Consider the following 20,251-nt stretch of genomic DNA (forward strand, 5'->3'; position numbering starts at 1 on the left):
GGCATCAGAAGGCAGCAGGGTCATGCCTTGAGGGGACAACAGAAGATAAATGTATATCGCATGTTGTGGCGGCAGGCTAGTTGTCGAGCTTGATCGGGTAAGAGGTGCGATCGTCTTTGTGGCCATAATGTTGGATGAGTGTATATGCGTCATATATCAATAAATCCGGCATGAGGGTATAGGGCATGCGGGCTGAAGTGCCGGAAGGTCATTCAACGCGATAGCGCGATCCGAGGCTGATTCGAGCGTCCCCTTGGCGCTCTTGCGGGGGTCGTCAGCCGTCGTCACCAGGTGTTTCTCCTCGAAGAGTCTCGTCTTCGCGATCAGTGACCTGCGGATGAGGGCGGCTGTCCTCGGGTTCCACTCGTCGGCGTACCCCGTCGAGCACGATGCGGAGCAGGTGCCGGGCTCGGCTGTCCCACTCGGTCTCTTCCAGGCGGGTCAGATAGCCCGTGAGGAGTATGACGTCACGGGCGTCGACGTCGGAACGGATGGTTCCGTCGGCCTTGCCGGCGTCGAGGAAAGTGGTCAGCGCGTCACCGATCGGTCCCAAGCTGTGCGCCGCGAGGCCCTGCCACACCGACGCTTCCACGGCGGCGAACACCCCGCGTTTGACCTGCGCGTAGTCGACGACCCGGTCGAACCAGCGAGCCAGCGCCGTGAGCGGCTCGTGCTCGCCGAGCAGTGCCGGCGCTACCGCCACCAACTCGTCGACCTCCTCCCGGTAGACCTCGATGAGCAGCGCCTCCCGGGTCGGAAAGTGGCGATAGAGGGTGCCCTGCCCGACCCCTGCTTGCTTGGCGATCGCGTTGAGCTTGATCTCGTCCGCGTTCGCGATGACCGCCCGTGCGGCCTGAATGATCCGGTCGCGGTTGTCGGCGGCGTCGGCTCGGCGCCCGGTGGGGTTCATCGATTCCCTGCTTTGCTAAGCGGACACGTGTCCGGTAGCTTTGGGTTAAGCGGACACGTGTCCACCTTATCTGAATGGGATTCCTATGACTGCCATCGAGGGCCAGGTCGTCGCCATCACCGGAGCGAGCAGTGGCATCGGTGAGGCCACGGCACGCCTGCTCGCCGAGCGTGGGGCGGCGGTCGTCCTCGGCGCGCGCCGGACAGAACGCCTTGACCACCTCGCACGGGACATCCGCGATCGTGGCGGACGCGCCATCGCCTGCGCCACGGACGTCACCCGGCGCGGGGACCTCGAACGACTTGTCGGCCAGGCCGTGGCGGAGTTCGGGCGGCTTGACGTGCTGGTGGGCAACGCCGGCATCGCCCGGATCGGCCCCGTGAGCGACCTCGACGTCGATGGCTGGGACGCGATGATCGACGTCAACCTGCGGGGAGTGCTGTACGGCATCGCCGCCGCCATGCCGGTGTTCCGCCGGCAGGGCCACGGCCATCTGGTGACCACGGTGTCGACGTCGGGCCTGAAGATCGTGCCTACGCAGGCGGTCTACGCGGCGACGAAGAACGCCGTACGCACCCTGTTGGAAGGCCTTCGGCAGGAGTCGACCGACGGTGTGCTGCGGACGACGGCGATCTCGCCGGGCTTCGTCCGTACCGAACTCACCGGCTCGATCGACGACGCTCAGGCCCGTGAGGAGGTTCGCCGCAACATGGACGGGTTCGGCATCGATCCGGAGGCCGTCGCCCGCGTTGTCGCCTTCGCCATCGAACAGCCCCGGGATGTCGAGATCGGCGAGGTCACCATCCGCCCGACCGTCCAAGGCTAGGAACGCTCTGGCCTGCTGAGCCGGTGAGCGATAGATGGCCCGCCGAAGTGACAGCCGGCGCGCGTCCCCACTGGGCCCACCGGCCCGGGCCCCTGCGCCGCCCGCCCAGCCGTTACGGGGTAGTGAGCGGTTCGGCCTGGTACGCCCGGCGCAGGGTCGCCTCGAAGGCCGGCGCGTCGGGCAGAGGCACGGAGCCGATTCGACGCACTGGTACGGCCGGCGTCCACGAGTTCATCACCACGGCCCCGGCCATTCCCGGCAGGTCGGCGGGCCGGATCCGCTGAACGCGCTGGGGAACCCCGAGCCGGTCGAGCTGCCGGCGGACGATGCCCATCGTGGTCCCGGTCAGCATCTCAGCTTCTGGCCACACCACCGCCGTCCCGTCCCAGAAGGCCAGGTTCCAGATCGACGCTTCGCTGAGCCGACCCCGGCGGTCGATGAAGGCGGCGTCGTCGAAGCCCTCCACGACGGCTTGGCGGAGATAGTACGTCTTGGCCATCTCCCCGACGTGCTTCACCGCCGGAAGCACTCGTTCGTGCTCCACCACCGCCAGCGCCAGCGGCCCCCGGGGGCCGGACGCCGCTGGTCCGGTACGGACGAGCAACTCGGGCTCGGCGTCCGCCGGCGTGTACTCTCCTGCGGGCGAGAACACCGTGGCCGTCAGAGAGAGGTCAGCCGGTCCGGCCTGGACGGCCGCCCGCAACAGGGCTCGCACCCGGTCGTCGGGCACCGCGCGCCCGAAGAGCGTGGCGGAGGCCGTCCGCAGCCTTTCCAGGTGCAGGTCCAGCCCCCGGACCCGGCCGCCGCGCACCTGCATGGCGGTGAAGTGGGCGTACCCGGCGAATGCGAGCGGCGCAAGGTCCACGGCGTCGGCCACCCGACCGTCACGTTGCACAACGAAAGACGACATACCTCGCTCCAGCAGTATGGAATGTGCGTTTCCCGAGCGACGTTAAGGCTTGACATCGATGGCAAGGTCAACCTGGGAGTGGAGCCGGCGCATGCTGATCGGTGAGTTGTCGCGGCGCACCGGGGTCAGCACACGGCTGCTGCGGTACTACGAGGCACAGGGAGTGCTGGAGGCCGGTCGCGGCGCGAACGGCTATCGCTTCTACGACGAGAACTCCGTGGTCACCGTGCGTCAGGTGCGCGCGCTGCTGAAGGTGGGTCTGTCGACCGAGGTGATCCGCGTGGTGTTGCCGTGCGTGCGCGGCGAGCGTCCGGACTTCGAGTGGTGCGCCGAGCTCTGGGAAATTCTGACCGGCGAGCTCGAGGCCATGGATAAGCGCATTGACGATCTCCAGCGCAGCCGCGGCGCCCTGGCGGGCTTCCTCACCCGGCCCTGACCGATCAGGACGGCGGCGCTCGCTGAACGACGGGACTCCGGTCACCGCCCGACTCCTTCGTTCGGGTGCGTTCTCTGACACCAGGAAGTGGGGCGAACCTTCCGCTCGTCCCGAACTTTCAAAATCCCGGCGCGACGGGAGGAATGTCCTGCACAGTGTGATCATGACAAATCACCGGTAACCCCGGACCACCACCTGATGCAGAAGCACCGCCTCTGCCGCTGGACGGCACGAGTCGGTAACCGACCGTATCGGAGCACCAGATCAACACATCACATCGCCCTGGCATGGACGACCGGCGCCGCATCCCGTTAGCCCGCTCGCTCGCCCGGAGCTGCCTCTCCGCCGCCCTCGCCCTCGCCTTCCTCGCAGCCGCCCTTTCCACGAGCGTCGTCCCCGGCGACTTGCGAACGAGCGGGGCGGAAGAGACCGTCAGCGCCATCGACGCCCGGCCCAACGACGGCTCCGGCTACTGGCCGGACTTCTCGAACACCGGCTATGCCAACACCCCGGCCAACGCCGGAGGGCTGGGCCTGGGCGCGTACCCGGGCAAGCTCACCGACTACGCGTCGGGCATGAGTGCCGACAAGCCGCTGAGGCTCGAGTTTCCGGACAACAGCGTCATCTCCTACAAGCGCTTCCTGGGCTTGAAGGTGCTGATCTACGGCGACAACCTGACGTTCGTCGGCTGTCTGTTCGAGGGCACCAACCCCAACGACAACCTCGTCCAGATCTACTCCGACAACAACATCAAGTTTCTCTACTCGACGTTCAAGCCGAACTCCTACGCGATGCCTCCCGGCAACGACGGCACCGTCTCGTCGTCCCACTCCAAGCCCGGCACGCCCTTCGACAAGTCCTGGCAGCTGGCCACGACGATGAAAGAAGCCGTGGCCGTCATGGACCACAACGACATCTGGGGCAACGCGGGCATGATCATGGTGACGGGATTCCCGGGCCGCCCGTCGACCTGGACGAACAACTACATCCACGACATGGCCGACACCTCACATGACGTCTACCACCACGACGGCATCGGCCCGCAGAGCGAGGGCAACGGCGGTCCGATGATCGTCGACCACAACACCCTGGCCTCCGTGGGGAACACCAACGGCCTGGCCCTGCAGGGCAGCGGCGTGTACGACCACATCTCGGTCACCAACAACTACGTCTCCGGCTGGGGTTACGCGCTCTCCATCGGCGTGACCAACAACGCCACGAACATCACCGTCACCGACAACGTCTTCTCGGCGGAGCTCGAGCAGCTGTACGGCTTCCTGTACGGCAACATCTGGGGCGGGTCGGCGCGCGGCTCCACCTGGCGCCGCAACCTCATCCAGGCCCGTACGGGAGACGACAACCGCACCTATACGACGGCCGACCACGGCAAGTATCTGTGGCCGACCGGCCAGACCCATACCACCGACTACACGGGCTGAGACTCTTCCCATGTGACGCCCGCGGGACCACTCGCTGCTCTTCGCGATCCACACCGCCCGAAGAGCAGCGAGGCCGCGCCCGGCCACCGCTTTCTGGAGGGCCCTTACGGAACAGACGCTTTCTGGAGGGCCCTTACGGAACGGACGCGCCGGCCGGTCGGTGATCGACGACCTTTGCCGGCCGATGAACTACAGTCGTCCGCCATGGCCGAATCCTCCTCCTATCTGACCGCGACGGCGGACGCCTACGACGCCGTCGCCGACCTCTACGCCGATCTCGCCCGAGACTCGCTCGACCGCCTGCCCCTGGATCGCGCGATAGTCGCCGCGTTCGCCGAACTCGTACGGGCCGCCGGGCCCCGGCCCGTCGCCGAGGCCGGCTGCGGTCCCGGGTACATGACGGCACACCTGCGCAACCTCGGACTGGACGCCTTCGGCGTCGACCTGTCTCCCGCACTGATCGACATCGCCCGCAAAGACCACCCCGACCTGCGTTTCGAGGTCGGTTCGATGGGCGCCTTCGACGTGGCCGACGGCGAGCTGGGCGGTCTGCTCTCTTGGTACTCCCTCATCCACATCCCACCACCGGAACTGCCGCCATACTTCGCCGAGTTCCGCCGGGTGCTGGCTCCGGGTGGTCACCTCCTGCTCGGTTTCTTCGAATCCGAGGGCGGTCCGGTGTTGGAGTTCGACCACAAGGTCACGCCGGCCTACCGGTGGCCGATCGACGACTTGGCCGACCTGGCCCGCAAGGAGGAGTTCGTCGAGGTGGGGCGGATGTTGCGCGAGCCTTTGGAGGATGAACGATTCCGCCGTGGCCACTTGCTGATGCGCAGACAAGCCGCCGCCATGTGCTGATGCGCGCACGTTAAGGCCTCTTTCTTAGATCTACTGACTAGTTGTGGCGATGTTGTCACGTAGCGCATGGGACTTGGTGGCTTGACGCCGAGTGGGAGTGGCTCCGGCCGCTGCTGCCCGAAGGCGGCCAGCGGGGCGGGCGATGGAACGACCGCCGTCAGACGATCAATGGCGTGTTGTACCGGGCCCGGACCGGGCTGCCCTGGCGTGACTTTCCCCAACGGTTCGGTCCCTGGATCACGGTCTACAAGCGGCATCGCCGCTGGTCGGCCGATGGCACCTGGCAGATGCTGCTGACCGCGATCCAGGCCGGGCAGGACGCCGAGGGGCGCCTGGATGGGGACATCGCAGTGGACTCCACCATGGTGCGGGCGCACCAGCACGCCGCGGGCGCGCCCCGCACACCGCCCTCGCCGCCTGCCGCGCCGGGGCGGCAAAAGGGGGACGCCGTAAGGACAAACCGGGGCGATCCGGTGTTGGCCACACTGGCCGCCCGGCTGGCGGAGGTGGTCAGACTGGGGAGTGCCTAGGCTGCTCCCGAGGCGGCTTCACCACCAAGATCCACTTGTCCGCGCGGACGGCCGCTGCCGGGCCTTGTCGCTGGTCCTGACGCCGGGCCAGTACGGCGACAGCCCGCAGTTGCCTAAGGTGCTGGGCGCCATCCGCATCCCTCGGCCGGGCTTCGACGCCGACCACTACAAGCACAGGAACGTCGTCGAACGGGCGACCCTTGACCGATGGCAAAACCTACGACAAGGAGTTCTCCGGCCAGTACGTCCGGACCCCGCACAAGCAGGACCCGCAGATCGCCATGATCCCGCTGCTGTCCTTCGGCCTGGCCGACACCGTCCGCTGCCTGCTCGGCCCCCGGATCGTGCTGCGCAACTCGAACGTGCGCGTCACCCGCCCACGTACCGGGGACGGAACCGTGTGGCACACCTCGCCACCGTCGCGGCTGGTATCCGCGCCGACCGTGATCGCCTGCCTGATCTACCTCGACGCGGCGGACGAGCAGACCGGGCCACTCCTGATGGTGCCGGGCAGCCACCACCGTCCCGACCGGCCGCCGGCCGCCGACGACCCCTTCGACGACCAGGTCACGATTCAGGTTCAGCCTGGCGAGGTCGTCCTGATGGACGCCGCCCTGTGGCACCGCGGCGGAACGAACCACAGCGAGCGGGCGCGCCGCCTGCTCACTCTGCAACTGTCGTCGATCTTCATGCCGGAGTTCAACTTCGAGCCCAGTCTCCCCTCAGCCGACTATCAGCGGCTGCTCGAACAGGCTCGATCGAGCGAGGACGAGCCGCTGCTGGAACTGCTCGGCCATGGCGGGCTCAATCCGATCAGCGCCCGCTACTGGCCGCACCGCAGGAGGACAGATGATTCTTTACCGCGTGGCCGTCACTGCTGACCCTGGCCATCTGGAGCGCGCTCGCCGCATGTTCTACGAATTGGCCGACGCCAGCCGTCGAGTCCCAGGGGTCATCAACTTCGACATCTTGCAGGACCCCGACGAGCCGCACCGGTTCGTGTCGATCGAGGTCTACGCCGATGAAGAGGCGGTGGATCGCTAGGGCAAGCTGCCGCAGCTCGATGCGGTGATGGAGGCGTTCCCCACGCTGCTGAGCGCGGGGCCCGAGGGAAGAAGGTTCGTCGTGTCGGGCAGTGAGCCGTGGCCGTCGTGACGGCCCGAACCCCTACAGCTACGGCCATCCGCCACAGCTCCCCACCACACGCGGAGCGCTGCTCTACTGATCGTTAACGTGCGGGAATATCTCTTCCCGTACGCGTGAACCGTACGGCGTACACTTCACGAAACGACGGGCGTGATGCCGTCCGCGACTGGGCTCTCCAGGGCGCCTGGGCCGCCTCTGGGGGTGCGGCCGGGACACGACCAGAAAGGGGCCACCACTTGATCACGTGTTCGTGTTGCTCGACGATGACAAGGACGCCCCTCAGGGGCAGCGAGCACGAGACCACGGATACGGCGGGTCCCTCATCCGGGAGGGACGTGCGCAGGACGGAGCGGGAACATGTCATGGCAGGCGTATGTGGATACCAGTCTTCTAAGCAGTGGCCAGATCGACGCAGGGGCGATCTTCAGCGTTGCCGGCGATGCGGTCTGGGCCGCTAGCCCTGATTTCCGCGTCACCCTCGAGGAGGTCAAGACGATCGTCGGCGCGTTCAGAGACTCGTCCAGTGTGCAGACCAACGGTTTTCACGTTGACGGCGACAAGTACATGTACGTCCATCATGACGACCGCTCAGTGATGGGCAGGAGGCACGACTATGCCGTGATCATCTGGGTGAAGACCAAGCAGGCCCTCATCGTTGGGAGAACCCCGCCGGGTAGCCATCCACAGGCAGCCGAAAAGGTGGTCGAGGCTCTCGCCGACTACCTCATCAGCCTCGGCTACTGAGGGCCTGATGTCCCCTCACGTCCGTTGGGCGAGGCGCCGACACTTGTGCGGCCGCCCATTCCCGCAGCCGATCTCAACCGAGTGGCGCCGACCCTGGCGGCTTCCCATGCGCTCGCCCATCTGCCCGCTTGGCAGCGCCACGACCACGGAGTGTGAAAGTCTGGCCGCCTAGCGTGCTGCCGGTCTTGACGACCGCGATGCCCCACAGCGGCTCTGCCCCCAGCGGGTTGGCGCGGGCAGAGTCCTTCTCGGAGAAGTACACGGGACCGTACGACAGTTCGGCGTCCCAGGTTGTCCAGGTCAAAGGCATGGTGATGCGCTCCCGTTGTGTCGATGGGCCCACCAATAGATGGCCTTGCCGGATTGGACGCACCGCGACCGGCCCCATGTTGCCCTGCATCGTGGGCCCGTAATTGATCTCCATCCCAGTCCAACCGGAGCTGGCGATCCGTGACCTGCGTGGACGCCCCACGTGCTCGATGCGAACGCGGAGTCCCACCATTTGCCGTAGTGGGTCGTCATCCCGGAGGCGTCGAACCACATGAACTGGTTATCGCTGTTGTCGTTGTCGTAGCCGATCCGGCTGTAGTCCTCGGCCGACTCCAGGAAGCCGCCGTTGGGGTTGGAGGTGCTCGGGCTCAGCACTTCGAGTTTCGTCCAGCCAGCTGCCACGGTGAAGAACGTCCGCGTCGTCATGCCCGTGTTGGTGTCGGACGTGATGCGGAAGGTCGCCTCACCGGCGAAGTCGTCGTCGCTGGTCCACAATCGGCTGTAGTTGGTGTTGCCGTCCGGATAGAGGCGGACATCCATTGAGCCAACGGCGACCAGGTCACGGTGGCCTGGCCGCGTGCGTAGCCGTGCTCATCCAGGTAGGCAGCCGGCTCGACGATGAGGCCCTGCGGCGCGGCCGGGGTCCGGTTGTTCGTCTCCGGAGCGGGACCGCCGCCGGATCCGCCCGATGACCCCCCGCCGTCGAGGATCCCGGCGGCCTGCCGAGCCAAGCGGATTTCCCTCTCCAGGAAGCGGTCATTCAAGACGACGTTTCCGCCGACCTGGCCGTCCGTATCCACTGACAGGGTGATCTGCCGCAGCCGAAGCGACTGCATCGCCCCTCACGGTGGGCACCCGTTCCGCAGGCCATCCGATCGACCCACAACGCGAACGACTCGCCGTATGCCGGTGTCACCACCAGCGCCAGTCGTCGGGGCCAGACCACCGTCATTCCGGCCGAACCTCCTGCCGTACACGCCTCTACCGCCAACCCCGATGGCCCACTGCCATGTCCGCTTCCATCTGGCGTGACGCACTTCCATCTGCAAGGCCGTCAGACAGCCGCCCACTCAGAGCGAAGCCGCCCTTGACGAATCAAATGAACGGTCTTTTAATTTGATCATGGGGCGTATCGCGGGCGTCACCGCCGCCGAGACGCGTGAACGGTTGCTGCGCGCGGCCGCCGAGGTGTTCGCCGAGCGCGGGTACGAAGGTACGCGCGTGGCGGACATCGCCGCGGCCGCCGGGGTGAGCAACGGCGCGTTGTACGCCCACTTCGGGTCGAAGGCCCAGCTGCTCGTGGCCGCGTTGCGCGCGCACGGGCCGCGGTTGCTGGCCGATCTGCTGGCCGCCGATCCGGACCGGTCTATCGCGGAGCTGCTCGTCGTGGTCGGTCGGCGGCTGCCGCGCAAGCGTGATGCCGGTGGCTATCTCATCGTCGAGGCCCTGGTCGCGGCCCGTCGTGATGAGGAGGTCGCGCAGCCGATGCGCGACTACATCGGCGAACGCGCCGACTGGCTGGCCGGGCTCGCCGGCATCGCCGAGGGTGATGGCGAGCTCGACCCCGCGCTGTCGGGGAACGCGCTCGCCCACTTCTGCCTCCTGCTCGCGATGGGTAGCGCGCTCATCACCCCGGACCTGCACGCGGTGGACGACGAGGAGTGGACCGCGTTGCTCACCCGCGTCGTCGCCGCCCTGGCCCCCATCAGCACCACCGCACAAGCCATCGGCGCCAGAGCGCAAGCCATCAGCACCAGAGCGCAAGCCGTCGACACCACGGCACAGACCATTGAGACCACAGCTCCAGAGGGGAGCACCACAGTGAAAGTGCGGATCGACTCCGAGCGCTGTCAGGGGCATGGTCGCTGCTACGACCTCGCCCCCGACCTGTTCGGCGAGGACGACGAGGGCTACGGGCAGGTGATCGGCGAGGGGATCGTGCCGCCGGACAACGAGCGCGCGGCGCGCCTGGCGGTGTCCAACTGTCCCGAACGAGCGATCGAGATCCTCTAGGAGGGTAGACATGACCGTGGACGACCGCTTCAACCAGGACTACCGGGAGACGCTGGAAGAGCCGCCCCTGGGTTCGCGTAACGAGGTCATCACCGGGCCCGTCTCGGACTGGGCGACCGATTTCTCCCATGCTGAGCCGGAGTGGGCGGCTGACCCGTACCCCATCCAGGACGAGCTGCGGCAGCGCTGCCCGATCGCGCATACCGAGCGGTTCGGCGGCGGGTGGCTGCCGACCCGCTACGAGGACGTCGCGGCCATCGCCTACGACACCGAGCATTTCTCGTCGCGGGCGATCATCATGAGCAACTTCCGGCCGCCCGTCGAGCTGGCCCCCGTGGGCACCGCGCCGCCGATCTCCTCCGACCCGCCCTTCCACCACCACGCGCGCAAGTTGCTGCTGCCGGCGTTCACCAAGTCCGCGGTGGCCAAGCGGGAGGCGGGGACCAGGGCGTACTGCCACGCGCTCATCGACGCGATGGAGGGGCAGGACGTCGTCGACGCCGCCGCCGACTACGCCCAGCACATCCCGATGCGGGTCATCGCCGAGATGCTCGGCTTCCCGCCCGAGGACGGGGCGCAGTTCCGGGTGTTCGTCGAGAACGCGCTCGAAGGCATCAACCTGCCGCCCGAGGAACGTTTCGCCCGTTCGCAGCAGCTGTTCGACTACCTGCTCGTGCAGATCCGTGAGCACGTCGAGCACCCGCGCGACGACCTCACCAGCTACCTGATCGACGCCGAGCTCGACGGCAACAAGCTCGACCCGTCCCACGTGGCGGGCACGATGGCGCTGCTGCTCATCGCCGGCATCGACACCACCTGGAGCGCGATCGGCGCGTCACTGTGGCACCTGGCGAAGACGCCCGCCGACCGTGAGCGCCTGGTCGCCGAGCCGGCGTTGCTGCCGACCGCGATGGAGGAGTTCCTGCGGGCGTACGCGCCGGTCACGATGGCCCGGCTGGTCAAGCAGGACATGCACTGGCGCGGCGGCGACATGAAGGCCGACGACTGGATCCTGCTGTCGTTCCCGGCGGCCAACCGCGATCCGGCGCAGTTCGACCGGGCCGACGAGGTCGTCATCGACCGTGAGGTCAACCGGCACGTCGCGTTCGGCCTGGGCATTCACCGCTGTGTGGGCTCGCATCTGGCGCGCATGGAGCTGCGGGTCGCGCTCGAGGTGTGGCTGGAGCGGTTCCCGGACTTCAGCCTGGCCGACCCGGACGCGGTGACCTGGGCGGCCGGTCAGGTCCGCGGGCCGCGCACCCTTCCGATCCGCATCGGCTGACCGACGCGCATCAGCTGGCCTTTGCGCGTCGGTTGACCTCCGTCCGGTACGCCCTACCTGACCGCTAACACGTGAAGGGCGTAAGGGGACGGGTCATCGCGACGCCGTCCGCCGGGTTGTCGTGTACGTACTTCGTCGCGACGATCTCGGCGGGCGCCGCTCCGCGCTCGACCCAGCTCACGATCGGGGTCAGCTTGTCGAAGACGTTCGGGCCGGGGCCGCCGCCGCAGTGGGCCATGCCGGGGACCATGAACAGCCGGGCGAACTCCCGCGTCCGCGCGACCGCCGCGCCGCCCGGCTGACGCTCACCGGAGGTGGCGCGGACCACCTGACCGTAGTAGTCGATGGTGTCGTGGGCGGAGACGACCGGATCGGCCCAGCCCGTGTACATGATGAGCTTGCCGCCGCTACGCCGGAACGGCCTCAGGTCCGGGTCGGTGGCGTTGATGATCGGGCCGAGCTTCTTCTCGGCCAGGCGCAGGTCGCGGTGGAAGTCGAAGGTCCACCAGTTCCAGTTCGGATCGTTGAAGACCCAGTAGCGCCAGAAGTTCGCCCGCGCCGGCTCGGTGGCGCCCCAGTACGAGCTCCAGCCCACGCGCACGGTGCCCGACGCGTCCACCACGGGTGCTTCGCTGCCCACCGGCCAGCCGGGGTAGATCTGCTCGCCAGTACGCGGGTCGCGGGCGCCCGCGTACATCTCCCGCAACGCCTGTACCTGGCGCTTCGTCAGACAGGTGGGAGCGTCGCCGGCGGGACAGCGGAGCGAGGCTGGATCGAAGGAGCAGCGTCGCGGATCGGTGAGGAAGTCGTCGGTCGCCAGGCCGCCGTCTTTGCCCCGGCACCGCTTGACGGCCGCGTTCGTCAGCAGCGGCAGCTTGGCCGCCGGGACGATCGGGTCAGGGACGCCTCCCGGGGTGTGATTGCGGAGGAACTGCCAGAGGAAGCCGGCGTTGAGCGCGACGCGGTTGTTGCCCGGGGCGCCGGCCACGATGCCGTCGAAGTCGTCCGGGTAGCGCTGGGCCTCCATCAGCGCCTGGTGGCCGCCGGTGGAGCAGCCGATGAAGTAGGAGTAGCGCGGCTTGGCGCCGGTGTACGCCTCGACGATCGGTTTGGCGTTGACGATCGTCTCGTGGACCGCGCGGTGGCCCCAGTCGACGATGATCTCCGGATTGGCGGCGCCCTGGACGAACACGTCAGGGTCGTCACCGGTGTGCCCGGTGTCGGTGCCGACGGTGGCGTACCCGGCCGCCAGCGCGGGGCCGCCCATGGACGGGAAGTCGATGGCCGAGCTGTATCCGCCGTTGCCGAACATCAGCAGCCGCTGGTTCCACCCCTGCTCAGGGATCCACACCTCGAAGCCGATGTTGGAGTTCGGCACCGGCTTGGCGACGCCGTGGACGCGGCAGAAGGCGGGTACGGACGGCAGGACCCGGCCGTCGGGAGCGGTGTGCCTGCCCGCCGGGACCGATTCGGCGAGGGTGACGGTCGCGTGGGGGAGCGTCATGGCGGTCAGGCTCTCGCACGTGCCGCTCTCGGCCACCGCAGCGGCGGATGGCTGCGCGTTCAGGGGGATCGCCATCGACAGTACGGTGGCGAATACGGCCAAAGGTCTCCAAAGGTGGATCATTGGCCGTCCTTCCCCGTGAGCGTGCCGAGCCGGATCTCGGTGCCGCCGGATCCCACCCGCAGGTGGACCCGGCCCGCCGGGGCGTCGGAGTCGATCTCGGGATAATCGTCGCTGGACACCGTCACGCGGAGGCTGTGGCCAGCGCTCAGCCGGTAGTGGGTCGGCCAGGTGCGGATCTCCAGGTCATACGTCTTGCCCGGCCGGACGGGGACGGCGCGTTCGTGTCCGAACCGGTGGCTCGCCTTCAGCCAGCCCTGGGTGACGCGGACGGCCGTACCGTCGGGGGCGACGTCCTCGACCACGACCGCGATGTTGCCGTCAGTGGCGCTGAAGGCGGCGCGCACCTTCGCGGCCACGTCGCCGGCCAGGACGGTGTCCTGCTGATAGGGCCGTGTCTGGAAGGTGAGCCGCTCGTCCGGGGTCGCGGGGGTCGTCTCGGTGTTGACGGTGAAGGCGAGGGTGGCCGGCTTGGTCGATCCGGTCGTCAGCGTGCCGTCGGCGTTCAGGCCGAGGCGGGTCTGCCGGGTGCCGGGAGGGGGCCAGGTGGCGAACTGCTGCCAGCCGGTGCTCGGCACCTGATAGGAGGTCACCTTGGCGGCGGGCAGTGGCGCGTCGGCGCGGCCGCCGAGCCAGTGGTCCCACCAGGCGAGATAGGCGCCGTTGCCGATGTCGGCGGGCTGGCCCGACGGCCAGCCGTGCTGCCAGGGGCCGGCGACCAGCCAGACGTTCTTCGGGCGGGCCTGGAAGTTCGCCACCATGGCGGCCCGGTATCTGTCGTACCAACCGGCGATCTCCAGAACCGGGACGTCCAGGTTCTTCCAGCGGGCCTTGACGCTGCGCTCTCGCCAGTAGTCGTCGTACAGCGGGTGCTCGGCGTAGGTGACCAGGGTGTCGGGCGCTACGGCGCGCTGCCAGTCCCGGATCCTGGCCGAGTAGATGCCGCCTCGGTAGATGGTGTTCTCGTACCAGTCGCTGATTCCGTCGACGGGGATGATCGCGGCGAGGTGGGGCGGCTTGTTCACCGCGACCAGGAGGGAGGAGTGGCCGCCGTAGCTGACGCCGGTCTGCCCGATCTTGCCGGTGGACCAGGGCTGGGCCGCCAGCCACTCGATGAGGTCGTAGTTGTCGCGTTGTTCCTGCGCGCTGAACGGGTCGAGGCGCCCGGGTGAGGCGCCCGTGCCGCGGGCGTTGCACACTGCGGCGGTGTAGCCGCGGGTGACGAAGAAGGCCGCCGCCTGGCCCTGTGGCTGCAACTGATCATAGGCGTTGTAGTCGTACACGATGCCGGGGAAGCGGCCGTCGGCGGGCCTGCCGTCGGGGCCGGCGGGCCGGTGCAGGTCGCAGGCCAGGTGGCTGCCGTCGCGCAGGGGCACCGAGACCCGCTCTGTGTGCACGCCGTACGCGGCGGCCCGGTCGTAGGAGAAGAAGCGATCCGGGGGCAGCACGGTGTCGGCGTGTGCGGGGGTGGGCGTTGCCAAGAGGGCGGAGAGGGTGGACAAGGCGGCGGCGATTCTGCCGTACTTCATGAGGGGGGTGCTCCTCGCGCGGTCAGAGGGAGATGGCACCGGTCAGGAGCGCGGCCACGGTCATGACCAGGGTGGTGGCGAACGCCCAGCCGAAGATGAAGCGCTGGTGCTGGCCGAGTTGTACGCCGCTCATGCCGACCAGGATGAACGTCGCGGCGGTGAGCGGGCTGAGCGGGAAGCCGGTGGTCATCTGGCCGAGGATGGCGGCCCTGGCGACCTCGGCGGACTCGATGCCGAAGCCGCCGGCGGTCTGGGCGAGCACGGGCAGTACGCCGAAGTAGTAGGCGTCGGGGGTGAAGACCAGGCTGAGCGGCATGCCCGTGATCGCGACCAGCACCGGCAGATGGCCGCCGAAGGAGTCGGGGATGACGTTGACGAACGCGGTCGCCATCTCGTTGATCATCTTGGTCCCGGTGAGGATTCCGGTGAAGACCCCGGCGGCGAAGATCATCGTGGTGACCAGGACGACGCTCTTGGCGTGCCTGTCGAGCAGTTCCTGCTGCTTCTCCCAGGAGGGGTGGTTGACCAGCGCGGCGATGGCGAACCCGACCACGAACAGCACCGGAAGCGGCATGACCTGCAGGATGAGCCCGACGAGCAGCGCGACGGTCAGCGCCAGGTTGAAGACGGTCAGGGCCGGGTGCCGGCGCGGCGGGGCCAGGGGCGTCCCCGGCCCGTCTCCGGCGACGAACTCGGCCGCGCGCTCCGACGAGGACCCCCGCGAGGGGTCCGGCGAGGGCTCGGGCAGGGAGACCGTGCCGAGGCGACGGCGTTCGCGCAGGCCGATCAGGTACGACGCCACCAGCACCCAGACGATGCCGATGACCATCGCGGGCAGAACCGGGGTGAACACCTGCGAGCTGTCCAGCTTCAGCACCGCCATCGCCCGCGCGGTGGGGCCACCCCAGGGGATCATGTTCATCACGCCGGCGCCCAGGCAGACGACGCCGGTGAGCACCAGCGGGCTCATCCGCAGCCGTTTGTAGACGGGCAGCAGGGCCGAGACGGTGATGAGGAAGGTCGAGGCGCCGTCGCCGTCCAGGGCCACGCACATCGTGATGACGGCCGTGCCGACGGCGATCCGCAGCGGGTCGTCCTTGGCCAGGCGCAGGATGCCGCGGATCAGCGGGTCGAACAGCCCTGTGTCGATCATCAGGCTGAAGTACAGGACCGCGAAAGCGATCATGATGCCGGTGGGCGCCACCTTGCCCAGCCCGGCGAGGATCATCGGGCCCATCTCGGCGCCGAAACCGCCGGCAAGCGCCGTCAACACCGGGACCAGCACCAACGCGGTGAGGACCGACACGCGCCTGGTCATGGTGAGCACCAGGAACAGGCCGATGGTGAGAAAGCCGAGGAGCGCGATCATCGAGGTCCTTTCGGAGGGTTACGGAGAAGTTTCCGAGCGCTGACCTTTCACGTCCACCATCAAAAGTGGATTTATCCATGCGGTATGTGCATAGGTTGGCTCCATGGACGCTACTCTCCGGCAACTCGCCGCCTATGTCGCCGTGGCCAGGGCGGCAAGCTTCACCGCCGCGGCGGCGCACCTGCACGTCTCGCAGTCGACGTTGAGCCGCGCCGTCGCCGACCTGGAGCGGGTGCTCGACGCCCGGCTGCTGGAGCGCGACACCCGCAACGTCCAGCTCACCGCGGCGGGCCTGGAGACCCTGCGGGTGGCCGAGCAGATCGTCGGCGCCCACGAGTCGGGAATGAAGGAGCTGCGGCGCTACCTGCTCGGCGAGTCGGGCGTGGTGGCCGTGGCCACGCTGCCCTCGGTCGCGGCGGTGCTGCTGCCGCGCATGATCTCCGCCTTCCGGCGGCAGCGGCCGCAGGTGGCGGTGCGCATCATGGACGGGCTCGAACGGGCCGTGCTCGGCAGGGTGCTGTCGGGTGACGCCGACTTCGCGATCACCACGGTGGGCGCGTCGCCGGATCGCCTCGACCATCGTCCGCTGATCCGCGACCAGTTCCACGCCGTACTGCCCGAGGGGCACCCGCTCGCCGAGGGCGACGAGGTCACCTGGGAGGAGCTGGCCGCCGAGCCGTTCCTGGCCGTCGGGCCGCAGTCCAGTGTCCGCAGGCTCACCGACGCGGCGTTCGCCCAGGCGGGCGCCGCGGTGACGCCCGCGGCGGAGGCGAGCAACGTGGCGACGGTGGGCGGCCTGGTCGCCGCCGGTCTCGGCGTGTCGGCGATGCCCGCTCTGGTGCTGCCCCTCCTGGGTCCGGGGCACGTCGTGCACCGCCGGTTGACCGGGCCCGTGGTGGAGCGGCGCCTGGACGTCGTGGTCCGGGCGCGGCGAACCCTGCCGCTCGCGGCGGCCGCGTTCCTGGACGTGCTCGAAGAGTTCCGTACGGAGCTGCCGCCGGGCGTCTCCTGGATGGGTTAATGCGTAAATAGCATGAATTTATCGACTTCTTGTGCTGGACCCGCATTTCTCGCCTTGGGCAGGATGACAGCACCGGACAGTGCGAAGGAGCTCATGCGTGGCGACCGAACAGGCGACGGAACAGGCGACCGAACAGGCGAGCGACCAGGCGACCGAACAGGCGAGCGACCAGGCGACCGAACAGCAGCACGGCCAGGGGCAGTTGCGTGGTCTGAAAGTGGTGGAGTTCGCCCATGTGGTCGCCGGGCCGCTGGCCGGCTCCATGCTCGCCGACCAGGGCGCCGACGTGATCCACGTCGAACCCCCCGGCGTCGGTGACGCCGCCCGCGCCATGGGCCCCACGCGCGACGGCGTACCGCTGTGGTTCAAGGTCGCGGGCCGGAACAAGCGCTCCGTCACCCTGGACCTGCACGACCCCGACGGCCGGCAGGTGGCGCACCGGCTCGTGGCCTGGGCCGACGTCGTGATCGTCACGCTGCGCCCCGGCCGGCTGCGGGCCTGGGAGCTGGACTGGGAGGCCGTGCACCGGATCAACCCCAAGGCGGTCCTGCTGCAGATCTCCGGGTTCGGCGCGACGTCCTCGCGGGCCGACGCGCCGGGCTTCGGCAAGGTCGGCGAGGCCAGGAGCGGTGTGGTGCACCTGACCGGCTTTCCCGACGGGCCGCCCGTGCACACCGGGTTCTCCCACGGCGACGCCGTGACCGGGCTGATGGGCGCGTACGCCGTGCTCGCCGCCCTGCACCGGCGGGCCAACGACCCCGCCTTCGACGGCGAGTGGATCGACCTGGCCCTGTTCGAGCCGCTGTTCCGGCTGGTCGAATGGCAGGTCATTACGCATGACCAGCTCGGTGTCGTACCCGGCAGGTCCGGCAACCAGCTGGCCGTCGCACCGGCCGCGGTCATCAACACCTACCTGTCCGGAGACGGCGACTGGATCACCGTGACCTCCGCGACCCTCCGCTCGGTCCTGAACGTCGTCCGGCTCCTGGGCCTGCCCGAGGAGGAGTACGCCACGACGCAGCGGCAACTCGCCGGCCGGGAACGGCTGGACCAGGGACTGCGCGAATGGGTGGCCGCGCGCGGGGCCGCCGAGTGCCTGGAGGCGTTCGCGGAGGCCGAGGTGGTGGCCTCTCGCGTCTTCACCGCCGAGGACATCGCCGGTGATCCCGTGTACGCCGAACGCGGCGACATCATCACCGTCGACGACCCCGACCTCGGGCCGGTCCGCATGCAGGCCGCCCTCCCGCACTTCCACCAGCAACCCGGACACGTCTGGCGCACCGGACCCGCGCTCGGGCAGGACAACGCCCTCGTCTACCGGCAGTGGCTCGGGCTCGGCGCCGACCAGCTCGCGGATCTGGAGAAGCGCGGTGTCATCTGATCGGCCGCCGCTGCGCTCCCTGCTCTTCGTCCCCGGCACCCGTACCGAATGGCTGGCCAAGGCGGCGGCCGCCGGAGCCGACGCGGCCATCCTCGACCTGGAGGACGCCGTCCCGCAGGCCGGCAAGGCCGCGGCCCGCGCGCGCGTGGCCGAGGCCGTCGCCGGCGCGACGGGCGACATGGCGCTCTTCGTCCGGATCAACCCCCTCGACGGCTGGGCGTCCGCCGAGGACCTGCGCGCCATCACGCACGCCCGTCTGGCCGGGGTGGTCCTGCCCAAGGTCGCGGACGAAGGGGACGTACGCCTGGCCGACCGGCTGCTGAGCTGGTGCGAGCGCGAACACGGCCTGCCCGAGGGGCACATCGCCCTCGTGCCGCTGCTGGAGAGCGCCGGCGCGCTGCGTGCGGCGTACGACATCGGCCGGGCCGCGCCGCGCATCGCCTACCTGGGCGCGGTCACCGGCAAGGGGGGCGACGTCGAGCGGGCGGTCGGCTACCGCTGGAGCCCTGAGGGCACCGAGACCCTGGCGCTGCGCTCCCGTGTCCTGCTGGACGTGCGGGCGGCGGGCGCGCCCTGCCCGATCGCGGGCCTCTGGACGAACATCGCCGACCTCGACGGACTGCGGGCGTTCGCCGAGCAGAACCGCTCCCTGGGGTACGAGGGCATGATGGCGATCCATCCCGCCCACGTCCCCGTGATCAACGAGGTCTTCTCGCCCACCCCGGATGAGCTCGCCCGCTACGCGCGGATGATCGCCGCCGTGGAGGAGGCACAGGGGCACGGCGCCGGGGCCATCACCTTCGAGGGGGAGATGGTGGACGAGGCCATGGCCACCCGGGCGCGGTTCGCTCTTGATACATACGGAAAGGATCCAGAAACTTTCGGAACCTCTCAGCGGCCGTAGAGGGCGGTGCTCCCTCGCACCACGAGTTCGGTGGCGAGCTCGATCCGGTTCTGCGGCACCGGCTCGCCGTGCGTGAGCGCCACCAGCATCCTGGTGGCCGCGGCGGCCATCTCGGTGAGCGGCTGGCGGATCGTGGTCAGCGGCGGGATGGCCCACCGCATCGGCGGGAGGTCGTCGAAGCCGATCACGCTCAGGTCATCGGGGATGCGTAGTCCCCGCTCGTAGGCCGCCCCGTAGACGCCCGTGGCCTGCCCGTCGTTGCAGGCGAAGATCGCGGTGGGCGGGTCGGGCAGCCGCAGCAGCCGATGGGCCATGGCCAGGCCGCCCTCGACCAGGAAGTCTCCCGCGCAGATCAGGTCCGGGTCGACGGGCACGCCGGCCATGTCCAGCGCCGCGCGGTAGCCGTCGAGGCGGGCCCGGCTGGACAGCGCGTAGTCGGGGCCGGTGATGATGCCGATCCGCCGGTGGCCGAGCTGGAGCAGGTGGCGGGTCGCCGAGAGGCCGCCGTTCCAGTTGCCGGCGCCCACCGAGGGCACCTGGTGGCCGGGCTCGCCGCTCGGGTCCAGCAGGACCAGCGGGATGTCACGGCTGGCCAGCTGGTGGCACTGCGCGTCGGTCAGGCTGCTGAACACCGCGATGACACCACTGGGCCGGCGTCTCATCACACCCTCGATCCAGCTCCGGCCCGGTACGTGGTGGTGCTGCAGCTGGGAGAGCACCAGCGCCAGGTCGTGCTCCTGCGCCACCCGCTCGACGCCCTTGATGATCTCTATCGGGTAGTCGCCCTCCAGCGCGTGGAAGACCAGCTCCACCAGGGCGGCGGGGCTGTCGCGCCGCCTCTGCCGCCGGTAGCCGTGCTCGCGGATGAGCCCCTCGACCAAGGCCCGGGTCTCCGGCGCGACCTCGGAACGGCCGTTCACCACTTTGGAGACCGTGGCCGTGGACACTCCGGCCAGCTCGGCGAGCTGCGCGATGGTCAGCGGCTGGTTGGGCGCGGTGCCGGCTGCGGTGCCGGATGCGGGCGGCTCCTGGGTCGCGGTCATGGGCGCAGTCTAACGC

20 protein-coding genes and 1 pseudogene are annotated in these 20,251 nt (G+C 69.0%); 14 read left to right on the forward strand and 7 right to left on the reverse strand.

Features of this window, described 5'->3' with window-relative positions:
* Positions 1–274 precede the first annotated feature (274 nt).
* The gene (locus AB0B64_RS39055) at positions 275–910 is read right to left on the reverse strand and encodes a TetR/AcrR family transcriptional regulator (RefSeq protein ID WP_358184154.1); all 636 of its coding nucleotides are present in this window, start codon (positions 908–910) and stop codon (positions 275–277) included.
* An 85-nt stretch (positions 911–995) separates the two neighbouring features.
* Between AB0B64_RS39055 and AB0B64_RS39060 the strand changes: the two genes are divergently transcribed.
* Entirely contained in the window at positions 996–1,736 is a 741-nt protein-coding gene (locus tag AB0B64_RS39060; RefSeq protein ID WP_357954276.1) for an SDR family oxidoreductase, read from the forward strand.
* A 112-nt stretch (positions 1,737–1,848) separates the two neighbouring features.
* On the opposite strand, the gene AB0B64_RS39065 is transcribed toward AB0B64_RS39060, so the two are convergent.
* On the reverse strand, positions 1,849–2,646 hold the full coding sequence (locus AB0B64_RS39065; RefSeq protein WP_357954274.1) for an aminotransferase class IV family protein: 798 nt from the start codon (positions 2,644–2,646) through the stop codon (positions 1,849–1,851).
* A gap of 91 nt (positions 2,647–2,737) precedes the next feature.
* On the opposite strand from AB0B64_RS39065, the gene AB0B64_RS39070 reads away from it, so the two are divergent.
* The 8 genes and pseudogenes from AB0B64_RS39070 (at position 2,738) to AB0B64_RS39105 (ending at position 7,799) form a co-directional block, all read left to right on the forward strand.
* The gene (locus tag AB0B64_RS39070) at positions 2,738–3,082 is read left to right on the forward strand and encodes a MerR family transcriptional regulator (protein ID WP_358184157.1); all 345 of its coding nucleotides are present in this window, start codon (positions 2,738–2,740) and stop codon (positions 3,080–3,082) included.
* A 287-nt stretch (positions 3,083–3,369) separates the two neighbouring features.
* On the forward strand, positions 3,370–4,521 hold the full coding sequence (locus tag AB0B64_RS39075; protein WP_357954271.1) for a hypothetical protein: 1,152 nt from the start codon (positions 3,370–3,372) through the stop codon (positions 4,519–4,521).
* Between the two features lie 204 nt (positions 4,522–4,725).
* Complete coding sequence (locus AB0B64_RS39080; RefSeq protein ID WP_357954269.1) at positions 4,726–5,379, forward strand: class I SAM-dependent methyltransferase; 654 nt, start codon at positions 4,726–4,728, stop codon at positions 5,377–5,379.
* Between the two features lie 41 nt (positions 5,380–5,420).
* Positions 5,421–5,909 (forward strand): IS5 family transposase, encoded by a 489-nt coding sequence (locus tag AB0B64_RS39085; RefSeq protein ID WP_357954267.1) that lies wholly within the window; start codon positions 5,421–5,423, stop codon positions 5,907–5,909.
* Positions 5,906–6,048: pseudogene (locus tag AB0B64_RS39090) on the forward strand (IS5/IS1182 family transposase); the annotation flags it as partial. The gene AB0B64_RS39085 and the pseudogene AB0B64_RS39090, both read left to right, overlap by 4 nt.
* A 61-nt stretch (positions 6,049–6,109) precedes the next feature.
* Positions 6,110–6,790 (forward strand): phytanoyl-CoA dioxygenase family protein, encoded by a 681-nt coding sequence (locus AB0B64_RS39095; protein ID WP_357954266.1) that lies wholly within the window; start codon positions 6,110–6,112, stop codon positions 6,788–6,790.
* A gap of 28 nt (positions 6,791–6,818) precedes the next feature.
* Positions 6,819–6,953: an antibiotic biosynthesis monooxygenase gene (locus AB0B64_RS39100; RefSeq protein ID WP_358184160.1), complete on the forward strand. Its 135-nt coding sequence runs from the start codon at positions 6,819–6,821 to the stop codon at positions 6,951–6,953.
* 459 nt (positions 6,954–7,412) lie between these two features.
* Entirely contained in the window at positions 7,413–7,799 is a 387-nt protein-coding gene (locus AB0B64_RS39105; RefSeq protein WP_357954262.1) for a profilin, read from the forward strand.
* Positions 7,800–8,099: 300 nt separating this feature from the next.
* On the opposite strand, the gene AB0B64_RS39110 is transcribed toward AB0B64_RS39105, so the two are convergent.
* Positions 8,100–8,609, reverse strand: coding sequence for a hypothetical protein (locus AB0B64_RS39110; RefSeq protein ID WP_358184163.1), 510 nt, complete (start codon positions 8,607–8,609; stop codon positions 8,100–8,102).
* A 582-nt stretch (positions 8,610–9,191) separates the two neighbouring features.
* Here AB0B64_RS39110 and AB0B64_RS39115 point away from each other — a divergent pair.
* Entirely contained in the window at positions 9,192–10,082 is an 891-nt protein-coding gene (locus AB0B64_RS39115) for a TetR family transcriptional regulator (protein ID WP_357954258.1), read from the forward strand.
* A gap of 10 nt (positions 10,083–10,092) precedes the next feature.
* A complete protein-coding gene (locus AB0B64_RS39120; RefSeq protein WP_358184166.1) occupies positions 10,093–11,364 on the forward strand; it encodes a cytochrome P450 in 1,272 nt (423 codons plus the stop codon).
* 64 nt (positions 11,365–11,428) lie between these two features.
* Here the strand turns inward: AB0B64_RS39120 and AB0B64_RS39125 are convergent, their stop codons facing one another.
* Genes AB0B64_RS39125 through AB0B64_RS39135 form a run of 3 tightly spaced genes read right to left on the reverse strand, consistent with a single transcriptional unit; the run spans position 11,429 to position 15,886 of the window.
* Entirely contained in the window at positions 11,429–12,943 is a 1,515-nt protein-coding gene (locus tag AB0B64_RS39125; protein WP_358184169.1) for a tannase/feruloyl esterase family alpha/beta hydrolase, read from the reverse strand.
* A 44-nt stretch (positions 12,944–12,987) separates the two neighbouring features.
* Positions 12,988–14,517, reverse strand: a complete 1,530-nt coding sequence (locus AB0B64_RS39130) for a CocE/NonD family hydrolase (protein WP_358184172.1) — start codon at positions 14,515–14,517, stop codon at positions 12,988–12,990.
* Positions 14,518–14,539: 22 nt separating this feature from the next.
* The gene (locus AB0B64_RS39135; RefSeq protein ID WP_357954250.1) at positions 14,540–15,886 is read right to left on the reverse strand and encodes a citrate:proton symporter; all 1,347 of its coding nucleotides are present in this window, start codon (positions 15,884–15,886) and stop codon (positions 14,540–14,542) included.
* 103 nt (positions 15,887–15,989) lie between these two features.
* Here AB0B64_RS39135 and AB0B64_RS39140 point away from each other — a divergent pair, with 103 nt between their 5' ends.
* From AB0B64_RS39140 to AB0B64_RS39150, 3 genes are all read left to right on the forward strand, one after another.
* Positions 15,990–16,907, forward strand: a complete 918-nt coding sequence (locus AB0B64_RS39140) for a LysR substrate-binding domain-containing protein (RefSeq protein ID WP_357954249.1) — start codon at positions 15,990–15,992, stop codon at positions 16,905–16,907.
* 97 nt (positions 16,908–17,004) lie between these two features.
* On the forward strand, positions 17,005–18,288 hold the full coding sequence (locus AB0B64_RS39145) for a CoA transferase (RefSeq protein WP_358184174.1): 1,284 nt from the start codon (positions 17,005–17,007) through the stop codon (positions 18,286–18,288).
* Positions 18,278–19,192, forward strand: a complete 915-nt coding sequence (locus tag AB0B64_RS39150) for a CoA ester lyase (protein ID WP_357954245.1) — start codon at positions 18,278–18,280, stop codon at positions 19,190–19,192. The genes AB0B64_RS39145 and AB0B64_RS39150 overlap by 11 nt, the downstream gene beginning before the upstream one ends.
* Here AB0B64_RS39150 and AB0B64_RS39155 read toward each other — a convergent pair.
* Entirely contained in the window at positions 19,180–20,235 is a 1,056-nt protein-coding gene (locus tag AB0B64_RS39155; protein ID WP_358184176.1) for a LacI family DNA-binding transcriptional regulator, read from the reverse strand. The two genes, AB0B64_RS39150 and AB0B64_RS39155, sit on opposite strands and share 13 nt — an antisense overlap.
* Positions 20,236–20,251: the final 16 nt, after the last annotated feature.

Origin of the sequence: Nonomuraea sp. NPDC049129 (genome assembly GCF_040648495.1) — a bacterium.
Lineage (GTDB): Bacteria > Actinomycetota > Actinomycetes > Streptosporangiales > Streptosporangiaceae > Nonomuraea.